Source organism: Cupriavidus sp. IK-TO18 (assembly GCF_015549295.1).
GTDB lineage: Bacteria > Pseudomonadota > Gammaproteobacteria > Burkholderiales > Burkholderiaceae > Cupriavidus > Cupriavidus oxalaticus_A.
On the sequence record NZ_JADGMP010000029.1, the window covers coordinates 279,916 to 293,697 of the forward strand.

Annotated in this window: 15 protein-coding genes; 6 read left to right on the forward strand and 9 right to left on the reverse strand. The window is 70.0% G+C overall.

Annotation, left to right across the window (positions count from 1 at the left end; all coding sequences use genetic code 11):
• Positions 1-2: 2 nt before the first annotated feature.
• The 3 genes from IPF36_RS21775 to IPF36_RS21785 are packed head-to-tail and all read right to left on the reverse strand — an operon-like array spanning position 3 to position 2,481.
• Positions 3-716, reverse strand: coding sequence for a Crp/Fnr family transcriptional regulator (locus IPF36_RS21775; protein WP_255519866.1), 714 nt, complete (start codon positions 714-716; stop codon positions 3-5).
• Positions 688-2,031: a hypothetical protein gene (locus IPF36_RS21780; RefSeq protein ID WP_195430204.1), complete on the reverse strand. Its 1,344-nt coding sequence runs from the start codon at positions 2,029-2,031 to the stop codon at positions 688-690. The genes IPF36_RS21775 and IPF36_RS21780 overlap by 29 nt, the downstream gene beginning before the upstream one ends.
• A 24-nt stretch (positions 2,032-2,055) precedes the next feature.
• On the reverse strand, positions 2,056-2,481 hold the full coding sequence (locus IPF36_RS21785) for a hemerythrin domain-containing protein (protein WP_195430206.1): 426 nt from the start codon (positions 2,479-2,481) through the stop codon (positions 2,056-2,058).
• A 346-nt stretch (positions 2,482-2,827) separates the two neighbouring features.
• Between IPF36_RS21785 and IPF36_RS21790 the strand changes: the two genes are divergently transcribed.
• The 4 genes from IPF36_RS21790 (at position 2,828) to IPF36_RS21805 (ending at position 6,185) form a co-directional block, all read left to right on the forward strand.
• A complete protein-coding gene (locus IPF36_RS21790; RefSeq protein ID WP_135703247.1) occupies positions 2,828-4,840 on the forward strand; it encodes a type IV pili methyl-accepting chemotaxis transducer N-terminal domain-containing protein in 2,013 nt (670 codons plus the stop codon).
• Positions 4,837-5,493 (forward strand): response regulator transcription factor, encoded by a 657-nt coding sequence (locus IPF36_RS21795; protein ID WP_133095984.1) that lies wholly within the window; start codon positions 4,837-4,839, stop codon positions 5,491-5,493. Before IPF36_RS21790 ends, IPF36_RS21795 begins: the two co-directional genes overlap by 4 nt.
• Before the next feature lie 224 nt (positions 5,494-5,717).
• The gene (locus tag IPF36_RS21800) at positions 5,718-5,876 is read left to right on the forward strand and encodes a DUF3309 family protein (protein ID WP_133095985.1); all 159 of its coding nucleotides are present in this window, start codon (positions 5,718-5,720) and stop codon (positions 5,874-5,876) included.
• 120 nt (positions 5,877-5,996) lie between these two features.
• Positions 5,997-6,185: a DUF3008 family protein gene (locus tag IPF36_RS21805; protein WP_133095986.1), complete on the forward strand. Its 189-nt coding sequence runs from the start codon at positions 5,997-5,999 to the stop codon at positions 6,183-6,185.
• An 84-nt stretch (positions 6,186-6,269) separates the two neighbouring features.
• Here IPF36_RS21805 and IPF36_RS21810 read toward each other — a convergent pair whose 3' ends face one another.
• The 3 genes from IPF36_RS21810 to IPF36_RS21820 form a co-directional block, all read right to left on the reverse strand.
• Positions 6,270-6,947 carry a ParB/Srx family N-terminal domain-containing protein gene (locus IPF36_RS21810; RefSeq protein ID WP_240745845.1) on the reverse strand — a complete coding sequence of 226 codons (678 nt, stop codon included), beginning with the start codon at positions 6,945-6,947 and terminating at the stop codon, positions 6,270-6,272.
• The gene (locus tag IPF36_RS34805) at positions 6,931-7,392 is read right to left on the reverse strand and encodes a hypothetical protein (RefSeq protein ID WP_135703248.1); all 462 of its coding nucleotides are present in this window, start codon (positions 7,390-7,392) and stop codon (positions 6,931-6,933) included. The genes IPF36_RS21810 and IPF36_RS34805 overlap by 17 nt, the downstream gene beginning before the upstream one ends.
• A gap of 148 nt (positions 7,393-7,540) precedes the next feature.
• On the reverse strand, positions 7,541-8,398 hold the full coding sequence (locus IPF36_RS21820) for an SDR family oxidoreductase (protein WP_135703249.1): 858 nt from the start codon (positions 8,396-8,398) through the stop codon (positions 7,541-7,543).
• Positions 8,399-8,727: 329 nt separating this feature from the next.
• Here IPF36_RS21820 and IPF36_RS21825 point away from each other — a divergent pair, with 329 nt between their 5' ends.
• Positions 8,728-9,843, forward strand: coding sequence for a BON domain-containing protein (locus tag IPF36_RS21825; RefSeq protein WP_195430209.1), 1,116 nt, complete (start codon positions 8,728-8,730; stop codon positions 9,841-9,843).
• A gap of 55 nt (positions 9,844-9,898) precedes the next feature.
• Positions 9,899-10,534, forward strand: a complete 636-nt coding sequence (locus tag IPF36_RS21830; RefSeq protein ID WP_135703251.1) for a ParB-like protein — start codon at positions 9,899-9,901, stop codon at positions 10,532-10,534.
• A gap of 60 nt (positions 10,535-10,594) precedes the next feature.
• On the opposite strand, the gene IPF36_RS21835 is transcribed toward IPF36_RS21830, so the two are convergent.
• The 3 genes from IPF36_RS21835 to IPF36_RS21845 are packed head-to-tail and all read right to left on the reverse strand — an operon-like array spanning position 10,595 to position 13,738.
• Complete coding sequence (locus IPF36_RS21835) at positions 10,595-11,653, reverse strand: DNA topoisomerase IB (protein WP_133095991.1); 1,059 nt, start codon at positions 11,651-11,653, stop codon at positions 10,595-10,597.
• 56 nt (positions 11,654-11,709) lie between these two features.
• Positions 11,710-12,570: a S9 family peptidase gene (locus tag IPF36_RS21840; RefSeq protein ID WP_195430212.1), complete on the reverse strand. Its 861-nt coding sequence runs from the start codon at positions 12,568-12,570 to the stop codon at positions 11,710-11,712.
• Positions 12,557-13,738 (reverse strand): DUF3182 family protein, encoded by a 1,182-nt coding sequence (locus tag IPF36_RS21845; protein WP_133095993.1) that lies wholly within the window; start codon positions 13,736-13,738, stop codon positions 12,557-12,559. The genes IPF36_RS21840 and IPF36_RS21845 overlap by 14 nt, the downstream gene beginning before the upstream one ends.
• Between the last annotated feature and the right edge of the window lie 44 nt (positions 13,739-13,782).

Genomic DNA, 13,782 nt, shown 5'->3' on the forward strand with positions numbered 1-13,782 from the left:
ATTCAGGCCACCGCCGGCTCCTCCACGCCGGCCTGGCGCGCCAACCCATCCGGATCGATCAGGTAGATCTTGCCGCGCTCGATCCGCACCAGCCGCTCGGCGCAGAACCTGTGCATCACGCGCGACAGGGTCTCGGGCGTAATCCCCAGCTTTGACGCAATCACGCGCTGCGTGCAGGCCAGCCAGGTGCGCCGCGTGGCAAACGCCTGCTCGCGCAGGAAGCCAGCCACGCGCTGCAGCGCGGTCTGCAGGCTGATCGCCTCGATGTCGCGCATCAGCCCATGCAGCCGGCCCGACAGGTTGCGCAACAGCTGCGCGGCCAGCAGCGGCTCCTGCATGACGGCCTGCCACAGCGCCGCCTTGCCGATCTGCAGCACCAGCGTGCGCGTCTGCGCCTGGCAGGCCATGCGCCCCGGCACGTCCAGGCAGAGCAGGTCTTCGCCGAAGGCCGCGCCCGGGCCGAATACTTCGATGGCGCGCTCGCAGGCGGCCTCGTCGCCGGCGGGCGGCTGCAGCGCCAGCTTGAGCAGGCCCTCCGCCACGATATAGAGGCCGGCGCACGGCTCGCCGCCACGGAACAGGTATTCGCCCTTGCGCAGGCAGCGCAGCGTGGCCGCGGCGCGCAACTGCGCCACCACGGCCGCATCGACGCCGCGGAACAACGGCAGCGCTTCCAGGTTGATGGCTTCACCCATGGTGATGACCTCCTTCGGCATGACTGCGTTCAGCATTCCAGGCCGCATGGCGCGGCGGCAGGCCGCCACTGCGGCGCATCTGCCGCATGCAGCGCAACGCGGACAACAATTGCCAGCCGAGCCAGGCATTGGCCGCGGCAAGCAGCAGGCCGCCGGCGCGGGCCAGCGGCACCGGCGCCAGCGGCAGCACCAGCAGCAGCAGGTAGGCCGCCAGCAGCAGCCACGCCTGGCGGCGCTGCCGGGCGGGCACGATGATGGCCTGCATGGCCGGCACGCGCGCGCGCGGCGGCAGCAGCCGGCGCAAGTGCAGCCAGACCAGGAACGGCACGATCTTGCCGAGCATCGCGGTGACCGGCAGCACGCCGGTGCCGATGAGCGCCATGGTGCCGGCCCACCACGCCAGCGGTGCAGCCGATGCGGGCCACACGATCGCCGCCGCGCCCAGCACGGCCGCGCCCAGCATGCTGGCGCAGGCCACCGGCCACAGCAGCCACAGCGGGTCCTGGCGGCGCCGCGCGCGCAGGGTGCCGGCCAGCCCGAACGCGGCCACCACGGCGACGAACGCCAGCCACGCCAGCAGCACCGCCTGGCCCAGGGCAGGCTGGCCGGGCCATAGCAGGGTTGCGCCGCTGAACAGCGCCAGCGGCACCCAGTGCGCCATCGGCAGGCCACGCGCCAGCGCAGCGGGCAGGCGCCGCGTCTGCCAGAACATCGGCAACACGGTGGTGGCCACGCCGGCCACCAGTGCGGCCAGCCATCCGCCCAGCGCCCAGGCCATATGCATGTCGAGCACCGGCGCCACCGGCACCTGCCACCAGCCGCCGAAGGTGCCGGCAAGCGCGATGCCGCACAGCACCGCGGCCAGCAGCGGCGCGCCGATGCCGGCCAGCGTGCGCGTGGTGGCGTCGACCGCGGCCACGCGCCGTCCGGCAATGAGCAGCAGCGCGCCGGCAAGCAACAGCAGCAGGCCGGCCGCGGCGGCGGCCTGCATGCCTTGCGGCATGCCGCCAAGCAGCCCGAAGCCCAGCCCGGCGGCCACGCCGGCACCGGCCACGGCGACAAACGGTGCCAGCACGCCGGCACCCGGCACGGCCACGCCCGCCACCACCGGCATCATCTGGAACAACGCGCCCACCATCACCGGCATCAGCATGCCCAGCGCGAGCACATGGACCGCCACCATCGCCAGCGGCGCAAAGCGGTCCGGCAAGCCGCCGGCGGGCCCCGCCGCGAGCAGCAACCCTGCCGCGGCGCCCAGCCACGGCGCCGGCACCAGGCAACCGAACACCACCGCGGGACGCGGCGCGCGCTCGTAATCGAGGTTGGCGGCCTTCATCTGGGTTGCCCTGCCTCGCCAGCGCTAGGCAATGCCGTCGAGCACGGCGTCGAGCCCCGGCACGTGCGCGCGGCACATCGGGAACAGCACATTCTCTTCCTTGATGTTGTGCTGCTGCAGCAGCACCACCAGCGTGTCGGTCTCGGCCGCGAGCGCATTGGCGTCGCGCAGCGACAGCCATTCGCGCACGTTGTCCACCAGCGCGCGCACTTCGTCGTGTTCTTGTCGCATCACGGCGGTCGGGCCGCCGGCCATGCCGGTGGCCTGCTCGAAGGCGGGGAACAGCCGTGCCTCTTCCGCGCCGAAATTGCCGGCCAGCGCGGTCTCCAGCTCGGCGAAGGCCGCGGCGGCCCCTGTCCAGCCGGCTTCGCGCAGCGCGCCTTCCAGGCGTGCCAGCGCGGCGTCGCAACTGCGGTGCTGCTGCACCAGGGTGTCGATGCCATCAGACATGGTGTGGATTCTCCGGACCGGTATTGACCGGATGCTAGGGCGCGGCCCGGCGTGGGGATTTGATCGGGAATAAGTCGGGCGCCAATAGCCGGTGTAAGGGGACTGGCGTGTCGATATATCACAACGTGACATGCTGTAGCGTCGTATTCATCGCCATCACGCTTGACTGCGGACGAGCAATGCGATCCCGGGCGCACATGCGAATTGGCCGACCTCGCGTTTTGTTGATCTGGCGCAGGTAGTGCAGCGCCTGTCACGTGGAGAATTGCCTTCGAGACGCGCGCGCGACTGACGCGACTGACAGTACGCCGGCGTTCCCCTGACAGGTAGCCCCCGATACCGAACCATGCCTTACACCGATCTATCGGCCGATCCCCCGGCCGATCCCCCGGCCGAAGCGCAGGCCGCCACCCCGCTGCGCCACCGCCTTTCCACGCGCATCATCTCGCTGTCGCTGGCCGTTCTGCTGGTCGTCCTCGGCATGATCTCCGGCACGCTGTGGCTGTCCTGGAAGCTCGAAGGCGCCGGCGCCGCCATCAATGACGCCGGCAGCCTGCGCATGCGCGCCAACCGGGTCGCGATCGAGCTGACGCTGGCGCACGCGCAGCGCGGCAATGCGCTGGCGATGCAGGTGCAGGCGCTGGACGGCACGCTGGCGCAGCTGCGCCGCGGCAACCCGTCGCGCCCGCTGTTCCTGCCCGACGAACCCGCCATCCACGCCCAGCTCGCGCGCGTGACGCAGGACTGGCACACCCAGCTGCGCCCGATCGCCATGGCCGGCACCGACAGCACCGCGCCGGCGCGCTATATCGCCGCGCTGCCGGGCTTCGTGGCGCAGGCCGACAAGCTGGTCGGCATGATCGAGCACGACAGCGCGCGCAAGACCGACCTGCTGCGGCTGTCGCAGACGGCGCTGGCGCTGATGGCCTGCGTGGGCACCGTGGCCGTGATCTACCTGCTCTACCTGTGGATCATCCTGCCGGTGCTGCGGCTGCAGGACGGCCTGCGGCGCATGGCCGCGCGCGAGTTCTCGCTGCGCCTGCCGGTGGAGACGCGCGACGAGTTCGGCACCCTCAGCGAAGGCTTCAACCGCATGGCCGGCGAACTGCAAAGCCTGTATCACGACCTGGAGACTCGCGTGGCGCAGAAGACCGCCGAGCTGGAACGCCAGAACCGCGACCTGGAGGAGCTGTACGACATGGCGGCGTTCCTGAACCAGGCCCGCGACGCCGACACCATGGCGCGCGGCTTCCTGGCGCGCGTGATGCGCCAGTTCGACGCCGAGGGCGGCAGCGTGCGCGTGCTCGACCCACGCCACAACCGCATGCACCTGCTGGCCAGCGCGGGCCTGCCCGCGGCGCTGGCCGAGGCCGCGTCGTGCGCCGCCGCCGATGCCTGCCACTGCGGCGACGCGACGCGCGAGGCCGTGATTACCATCACCGACCTGCGCGGCATGCAGGACGGCAGGCAGGGCGCCACGGCCATGGAGGACGGCACGCCGTGCGCGCGCAACGGCTTCCGCGCGCTGGCGGCCTTCCGCATCGAAAGCCAGCGCGGCGCCACCGGCGTGTTCGCGCTGCATTTCCGCGCCCCGCGCGCGCTGCCCGCCTCCGACCGGCAACTGCTCGAAACACTGGGCCAGCACCTGGGCACGGCGCTGGAGCACTTGCGGCTGTCGGCGACGGCGCGCCAGCTGGCGGTGGTGGAAGAACGCAATCTGGTGGCGCAGGGCCTGCACGACAGCATTGCGCAGGGGCTGAACTACCTGAACCTGCAGGTGCAACTGCTTGACGACGCGGTCGCGCGCGACGACCTCGCCGAGACCCGCGAGATCGTGCCGATGCTGCGCCACGGCGTGGAGGAGAGCTACCAGGACGTGCGCGAGCTGCTCAACAATTTCCGCTCGCGCCTGGGCGGCGGCGAACTGCGCCCGGCAGTGGAAGACACCGTGGCGCGCTTCCGCCGCCAGTGCCGCACCGAAGCCACGCTCACCATCGACGAGCATGCCGACGGCAACGGCGCCGGCGGCCGGCCGCTGGCGCCGGAACAGCAGCTGCAGGTGCTCTTCATCCTGCAGGAAGCGCTCTCCAACGTGCGCAAGCATGCGCTGGCCGCGCACGTGACGGTGGCGCTCAGCCACGGCCGCGACTTCCGCCTGGTGGTTGAGGACGACGGCGAAGGCTTCGATCCTGCCGAACCCGCCACGCGCGCCGACGCGCATATCGGCCTGAACATCATGCGCGAGCGCGCCGCGCGCCTGGGCGCCCAGCTGCATGTGCAGGCGGCCCCCGGCCGTGGCGTGCGCATCGAACTGGTGCTGCCGCGCCGCGCCCCACAGAACACAGAGACCCAGCCATGACCATCCGCATCCTGCTGATCGACGACCATACCCTGTTCCGCTCCGGCATCCGCGCGCTGCTGCAGCGACAGACCGACTTCGAGATCGTCGACGAAGCCGCCGACGGCGTGGAGGGCATCAAGCGCGCCAAGCAGCATCGCCCCGACGTGATCCTGCTGGACCTCAACATGCCCGGCCTGTCCGGGCTGGAGGCGCTGCAGCTGCTGGTGGAAGACCTGCCGCAGACCGCGGTGATCGTGCTGACCGTGTCCGAAGAGGCCGAGGAGCTGGCCGCCGCGCTGCGCAGCGGTGCGCGCGGCTACCTGATCAAGAACATCGAGACCGAGGCGCTGATCGCCGGCATCCGCCGCGCCGCCGCGGGCGAGCCGGTGATCTCCGACAGCATGACGGCCAAGCTGGTGGCGCAGTTCCGCACGCCGACTCCCGCCGGCGCGGCGCGCCACGACGACGCGCCGCGCCTGACCGCGCGCGAGCGCGAGATCGTGCAGGGGCTGGCACGCGGCGAAAGCAACAAGGAGATCGCGCGCGATCTCGGCGTGGCCGAAAGCACAGTGAAGATCCACGTGCAGAACATCCTGAAGAAGCTCAACCTCGCCAGCCGCGTGCAGGTGGCAGTCTACGCGGTCGAGCACGGCCTGACCGAAGCGGGCTGAGCGCGCCCACAACGGCGCCAATGTGCTGCACGAGCCGTGTGCAGCGCGCCAAAGGCGCATCGCGCACGGCGTCGTCCGATTCCTACACCGTTATCAGTCCCTGCCCGGGGGGACGCAGGCGAGCCTTGACGTAGGCTGAACCTTGAGCAGTGGCCTTTCAGATGCGCGGGCCGCTTCGGTACGGAAGCCCCCGGCTTCCCCGATCCACGAACAAGGAGCACGCCATGGGAATCGGCACTATTCTTCTGATCATTCTTGTCCTGCTGCTGGTCGGCGCCCTGCCGGCCTGGCCGTACAGTTCCGGCTGGGGCTACTGGCCAAGCGGCGGCCTGGGCTTGATCGTCCTGATTGTGCTGCTGCTCGTGGTTCTCGGCCGGATATAGCGTCCCGGCCGTCCAGCGGGCAACGGCGGCAGGCAGGCCCGGCATGAGCGGCATCGCTGCTCACGCCGGGCCTGTCTGCCGCATCGCCCGTTTTTCCTTCACCCTATCCAGGAGACTGACATGCCAGCCAAATCGAAGGCGCAACAGCAGGCCGCTGGAGCGGCGCTCTCCGCCAAGCGCGGGGAAACCAAGGCCGGATCGCTGAAGGGCGCTTCGCGTTCGATGTACAAGTCGATGAGCGAGAAAGAACTCGACAAGATGGCATCGACCAAGACCAAGAAGCTGCCAAAGCACAAATCGGAACGCTGACGCGTTCACGCACCCCGTCGTTCCCGCTCGCGCGGGGACGACGCGCCACGGGCGCGAATCTCAGCGCTCCCTCGCCGCGCCGTTTCAGCCTTTCCCTTTCTTGCTGTTTGCAGGTCCGCCGCAAAATCCTGGCAGCTCCCTGGCCTGGGAACTGCGCGCTAGCCTGATCGATTCGGCCAGCGCCAGTCCGAAGCCGGCGATGCTGTCATGATCCTGCACCACGCGCTCGCGCAGGAAGCCGGCCCAGCGGAAATCCCCATAGGCATTGCCCGGCTTGCGGTAGGCGCCCGCCATGCGCGCAAATGCCGCCAGGCTGCGGTACGGGTCGTCGAGCATCCCCATCACCGTGGGCGGCAGCGCCCTGGGGCCGTGTAGCTCGCCGTGCTCGTCATATGGATGGACGTGGTTGAGCTGGCGCATGCGCTTCCAGAACGCGGACGGACTCAGTGCGCTCAGGTCGCGCAGGATGCGCACCGGCCCCCATTGGTATCCCAGCTCCAGCCAGGCGCGCGCCCAGTGATGATGATCGACGATATAGAGGCTGCCGCCGGGGCCCGCAATGGTCTTGATGCGGTGCCTGCGCATGAAGCGCCGCAGCGCCTCGCCGTCGTTGCGATCCGCGTGGCGCTGTGTGACTTCTTTTTTTTGGCTGACGTGGGCATAGCCCAGCGTGAGTTGCGTAGGGCGCAGGCGCGCGAGTTCGGCAATGGCGTTGCCGTTCCGGGGAATGGCGCGGTCGCGCCGCTCAGTCGTGTTCGGCACGCTTCTGGTTGACGAAATGCTCCAGCTCGCTGCCCGGGTCTTCGTTGCCGGTGGACTGCTCGGCGACCGACTCCCGTGCCAGCGGCCGTGGCCAGTATTCGCCTTCAACGTCCTGCACCGGCTCGCCGTGCACGTTCGGGTCGAAGTCGGTCCACTGCCCGCATTCCCAGCAGCCCTGCGCACGCTCGAGGTGGCTCGCGCCGGCTTCGCGCAGCACGTCCACCGCAACCGACGACAGCCCATTGCCGACGCAGGCGGCCAGCATCACGTTGCCGGCGCTATTGTCGGTGTGGGTCTCGGCTTGCGTCCCGGCCTGCACCTCGCCTTGCGGCCGTACCGACATGATGGAAACGTCCCATACCGAAAAACCCCGCGCGAACAGGATCCGCGCCGCCTCTTCGGCGCTGGCGATGGAGTCGAAGCGACCCGCTACGATCGGTGACATGGTGGCTCCCTGTATCGATGAATGGATGCGGTAGTTTCGCCGCTTGCAAGAGCCACGCCCGCGCCGGACCTGCACGCTGGCGGCCGAGGCGGCGCGCGGCACGTGCAATTTTTGCAAGCGCAGCGCCCGAACTACATGCGCGGCTGGTTCAGCCGTTGACGACCTCGCCGCCGTTGATGTGCAGGATCTGCCCCGTGATATAGCTGGCCGCATCCGAGGCCAGAAACACGAAGCCCGCCGCCACTTCGAATGGCTGCCCCGGCCGGCCCATCGGCGTCTTCTTGCCGAACTCGGCGACTTCCTCCGCTGTAAAGGTGGACGGGATCAGCGGGGTCCAGATCGGGCCCGGCGCAACACCATTGACGCGGATGCCGCGTTCAACCACCTGCAGCGCGAGCGAGCGCGTGAACGACACGATCGCGCCCTTGGTCGCGGAGTAGTCGAGCAGATGCTTGCTGCCGCGATACGCAGTCACCGACGTGGTGTTCAGGATCGACGCGCCCGCCTTCATGTGCGGCAGCACTGCGCGCGTCAGGTGAAACATCGCAAAGACATTGGTGCGGAAGGTGGCCTCGACCTGGCTTTCTTCGACGTCTTCCAGGGACTTCTCGGGATGCTGCTCGGCGGCGTTGTTGACCAGGATATCGAGCTTGCCGAATTGCTGCAGCGTCTGGCGCGCAACCCCCTCGGCATGGCTGCGGTCGGCAAGATCGCCCGCGACGGCGAGGCACTTGCGTCCGGAGGCTTCGACCAGTTCGACGGCTTCGCGGGCGTCGGCATGCTCGTCGAGGTAGGCAATGACAATGTCAGCGCCTTCGCGCGCAAAAGCCACCGCTATGGCGCGGCCGATGCCGCTGTCGCCGCCGGTGATCAGCGCCACGCGCCCTTGCAGGCGGCCGCTGCCGACGTAGTCGTCCGCGCCGCTGTCCGGCTGCGGCCGCATGGGCGCTTCCAGCCCGGGTTGGCGGTCCTGGTGCTGGGGTGGGACGCTCTTCGGTGTGGACATGGCTGACTCCTGTCTGTGGAGGGCGCGCTGGCCCTTGCGCGTGCCGCGCAAGTTCCATGCCGCTGGGAGGCACCCGGCATGCTGCCCCCGCAGCGCGCCGCGCCAACTGCGGTGACGTCGCAGCCGCCCGTAACCGTTACATCGCCCGGCAATCCTTACAGCGGTGCCACGCCCGCGGCGGCGTGCGGGCGCGGCAGCGAAGGGGCACGGATTTTGCGGCTTTCCCCTGCGGAAACCCTGCGGAAACCACCGCACTTCAACGGCCCGGCGCCGCAGCCAGCTTTGCGCAGGCAACGGCCCAGCCGGACCATTCAGCCAGGAGGCAAGCAATGTTCAACTTCCGCAACGACCGCGGCAGCCGCGGCGGAAATCAGGGCCAGCGCCAGCAAGCGGGCCGGCGCGACGAGAGCCGGGGCAGCGGCTCGGAAGACTGGGGCCAGGAATGGGGCGAAGACTGGCGCGGTGACGAGCGCAGTGACGAGCGCGAGGGCCGCGGCGAGTGGCGCGGCGAAAGCCGCGGCCGCTCGGGTGGCCAGTACGGCAACGAACGTGGCGATGAACGCCGCGGCAGCGAATCCGCGCGCCACGGCGGTCCGTGGTACCAGCAGGACACGCCCTCCGGCCAGGGCCGCGGCAGCTGGGGCCAGCCGGGCTATGGCGCATCGGATGCCGGCGGCACCGGCCATCCTTACAGCAGCGGCTACGGCGGCTACCGTCCGTCGGCGCAAGACAGCGGCTATCCCGCCCAGGAGCGCGAATCGGGCTATGGTTACCGCGACGAAGACCGCTTCGGGCCGCGCGGCCGTGGCGGCGAGCGCGATGAGCGCGATGAGCGCGATGAGCGGGGCCAACGTGGCGAGCGCGGCGGCCGCGCCATGCACTGGCGCGAAGGCATGGAGCGCGACCGCGGCCAGCGCGGCGGCGAGCCGAGCTATGGCAGCGGCTACTATGGCGATTCCGCCAGCGGCGGCCAGTCATTCAGCGGCGGGCAGCGGGTCTACCCGGACGACTACGGCTATCGCCGCAGCCGGGCCTTTGGCCAGCAGGCGGCCGCGCAGGGATGGAGCCAGCGCAGCCAGCAAGCCGGCAGGCGCATGACCGGCCCCAAGGGCTACCGCCGCTCGGATGAGCGGGTGCGCGAGGACGTCTGCGAGCGCCTCGCCATGAATCCCTACATCGATGTCGGCGAAGTCAGCGTGGAAGTCGCCAACGGCGTGGTCACGCTGGACGGCACCGTGCGCGAGCGCCGCGAGAAGTATGTCATCGAGGAAATCGCCGATGCGGTGTTCGGCGTGACCGAGGTCGACAACCGGCTGCGCGTGGAACGCGGGCAAGGCGGCCAGGGCTCGGCATGGGCCGCGGGCTCCGAGGTTGGTGGCGAAGACACTGCCGGCAGCGCGGCGGATACCGGCACGTCGCCGGAGCGCACGCTGAACAAGAGCTGAGCGCCAGTCATCCGGCGCGGCGCGTCTAAGAAGCGCCTGGCCGCGCCGCGCCGATATGCCACGCCATCCCCGCAAACTTCGTCGTGGTGCCAAGCTGATGGTGCCCCTGGACGCGCTGCACCCGACCCAGATCACTGTCGGCGGCTACCACGTCGCGCAAAAGGTCCACGCAACGCGCCGCGTGCCGCCCGAGCACCGCGCAGCGTTCTTGGACCGGCACCGCGTCCACCTGATAATCGGGCCGGAACAGGGCCTCTACGTGGTCGACCATCACCACTGGGTGCGCGCCTGGCACGACCTCGGCCTGAGCCACGTGCCCGGCATTGTCCGCGCCGATGTCAGCGACCTCGACGTGCCGGCGTTCTGGCGCTACATGGTCACCAACCACCTGGTCCACCCCTATGACGAGCACGGCCGCCGCCGGCCGCTGACCGAGCTGCCCGTGGCCGTCCACGACATGCGCGACGACCCCTACCGCAGTCTTGAAGCATTCGTGCAGCTCGCCGGGGGCTATCGCAAGGTCAAGACCGCCTACCCGGATTTCCGCTGGGCCGATTATTTCCGCCGCAATGTGCCGGGTCCGTTCGACACGGCGCATCACTTCGCCGACGCCCTGACGCGCGCGTTCCGCCTGGCGCATGCCGCGGGTGCGCGCGAACTGCCCGGCTATATCGGTCCGCTGCGGTGCTGAAGCCCGGTGGCGGCTGACGCCCCGGCCCGACGGCCGGCCCGATGCCCGGCAATTGGCCGCTCAGTCATCGCGCCGCACCGCTTGCAGCAAATGCAGCAAGCGGGCTTCGTCAGCGCGCAGCCTGGCCACCGTCGGCGCCTTTCCGCCGGCTTCGAGCACACCGCACAGGTAAGCCTCGATGACGCCGGGATGCACATAGCACTTGCGGCAAACCGCCATGGTATTGCGCAGCTGTCGCGCCACCTCCCGGATCGCGTCGGCCACGGCCTTCTTGCGCGCGGTTTCGCTGGCGGCTTCCGGCAGCTTGCGCAGGATTGCCAGCGCATGCACGCTGCCGGCCCAGGTGCGGAAATCCTTGGCGGTGAATTCGCCGCCCGTCGCCTCCTTCAGGTAGGCATTCACGTCGGCCGAGCCGATCTCGCGGATCTCGCCGTCGCTGTCCCGGTACTTGAACAGCCGCTGGCCCGGCAGGTCGGCGCAGTTGCGCACGACGCGCGCCAGGCGCGGGTCGTTGACCGAGACGTCGTGGGTGATGCCGCTCTTGCCGGTGAACTGGAAGCGCAGCCGGCTGCCGCGCACGGTCACATGCCGGCGCCGCAGCGTGGTCAGGCCATAGGTGCGGTTCTGCTGCGCGTAGCGCGGCGAGCCCACCCGCACCAGCGTGGCATCGAGCAGCACCACCACCGCCGCCACGACCTTTTCACGCGGCATGCCGTTGCGGCCCAGGTCGCGCGCGGCACGGGCGCGCAGCCGTGGCAGCACCGCGCCGAAGGCTGGCAGGCGCGCGTACTTGTCTGAATCGCGCAGTGCCGCCCATTCGGGGTGGTAGACGTACTGCTTGCGCCCGCGCGCGTCTCGCCCCGTGGCCTGCAGGTGGCCGCGCGCATCCGGGCAGATCCACACCGACTCGTACGCCGGAGGGATGGCCAGCGCGGCAATGCGGGCCAGCGTGGTTGCGTCGCGCACGCGTTCGCCATCGGGATCGATATAGCTGAAGCCGCTGCCCTGGCGGCACCGGGTAATGCCAGGGCTGCTGTCGTCGACATAGCGCAGGCCGGCATCGCGCAGCACGGCGTCAAGCGTCGCGGCGGGCTCGGTGGCGGTGAGGATGCTGTCCATGCGCGTTGCGTTCCGGGGCCGGCACTATCCGGGCACTATCCGGGCACTATCCGGCACTATCCGGCACTGGCCGGGGCTGGCGAGGGCAGCTCCCCGCCCATGCCGGCAGCATCGCCGTCGGGCTCCGGCGCCGCGCGTGGCGGCTTGGGCTGCAAGGCACTGTCGGCGCTGACCGGGCCGGCGCGCGCCACGGTGATCATCTCGCGCAGCCAGTTGACCAGCAGGCTGCTGTACGCGCGCTGGCTCTCCTCCTCGGTCAGCCCATGGTCGGCGCCCTTGATCACGCGGTAGGTCATCGAGTTGGCATGCACGCAGGCGTCGACATAGCTCATCACCGCGGCGTGCGGAACCACCTGGTCGTGCTCGGATTCGATCACCAGCACGTCGCCGCCGAATTCCGCGCAGGCGCGCACGGCGCGGTTGTCTTCGGGCGCGACCACGCTGCGCCGGTACGCCACCAGATCCTGTTCGCGGTGCAGCTGGCGCTTGGGCAGTTCCCAGCCGGAATCCATGTACAGCGCCGGCGCGCGGAAACCCATCCAGCGCACCGGGCGCATCGCGCTCAGCAGCGCCGCCAGGTAGCCGCCGTAGCTGCTGCCCACCACCGCGATGGCGTTGCGATCGACTTCCGGCTGCCGTACCAGCGTGTCGTACGCGGCGACCACATCGGCCAGGTTGCGCATGCGGGTGACGGTCTCGTATTGCGACCTGGTGCCGGCGTGGCCGGTCAGGTCGAAGGTCAGGCAGACGCAGCCCAGCCCCGCAACCTTGCGCGCGCGCGCCAGGTATTGCTGCTGGCTGCCGCCCCAGCCGTGCACGAACAGCACGCCCGGCAACTTCGTCTCTGGACTGATGAGGGTGCCGGCAATGGTGCCGCCCTCGCTCTGGATCTGCAGCAGTTCTTCATGGGTTGCCATGGGAATCGGGCTCCAGCCTTGCGTACTTGGTCAGGGGGCCGACGTGGCGGTCCTCTCCCTGGAAATAGATCACGGCGCCGGCGGGCACCCGCACGTTGGCGCCATACACCTCGCGCGTGGATGCGACCACGCGGGCGCGGTCCGGATCGTTGCGCAGCGCCTCCAGTGCCGCCAGCTCGGCACCGGTGGCACCGCCTACGCGCCACGACTGCTCGAGCACGCCGCCGAGCACCTGCTCGCGGTCGGCGTCGGGACCAGCGGCCGGGCCGAAGGCCACGTCGTAGTTGCAGCGGGTCAGCACCATGCCGCCATAGCAGGACAGCGCGGCATCGTGGTACACCATCGCCGCGCGCACCGCGGCCAGCGTCCGTGCGTCGAACGGCTGCTCCAGCAGCGTGTCGAAACCGCCGCGCACCACCGTCAGCGTCGAGCCGCCGTAGACCTTCTGGCCACGGTTGTTCTGCGTCAGACCCTGCGTGCCGCAATAGCTGGCGCGCAGCCCGGCCAATTCCACCTGGCCGACGCTATAGGTCTGCGGCGCGTCGAGGTCGCGTTCCACCACGATGCCGTGGGCCTCCACCACCGCAGCGGGCATGGCGGCAAGCGCTTCGTCCAGCGCGCGCGCGCTGTCGACCACGCACTGGCCCAGCCCGCCGATGCCGCATGGCTCCTTCAGCCGCACCGGACCCAGTGCCAGCAGGCGCGTGCCGGCGGTGCGCGCATCGGCAAGGGTGAACGCAGTAAAGCCCGGCAGGGTGGCGCCGACCACACGCTGCACGAAAGCGTCGCTCCATCCTTCGGGCGCAGCCGCGCCCGGCTCGACCAGGCCGTGCGTGATCGCCTTGGTGGCGACGAACGCGTACGGCACCACGCCGCCGAACAGGTCGCCCTTTCCCTGCACGCCAAGGCGCGCGGCAAGGTCCTGCCCGACCAGCGTCTGCGCCGGCACCAGGTAGGGCCGCGGCTGGCCGGGCGCGGTTTCATCATAGGTGCCGGCGTAGCCGATCCCCGCGATCTCGGCCACCTTGCGCGCGATATTGGCCATGGTGGTGCCAAGGTGGCTGTCCGGCTGCCCCAGCGAGTCGCAGCCGTACACCATGACCGTGCGGGACGCAGCGCCGGCCGCTTCCATCTGCTTGCGCTTGCTTGCCTTGTTCGGATCGGACACGGGGTGGCTCCTTGCTCGATGACCTGGTTGGCGCGACAAGTTGA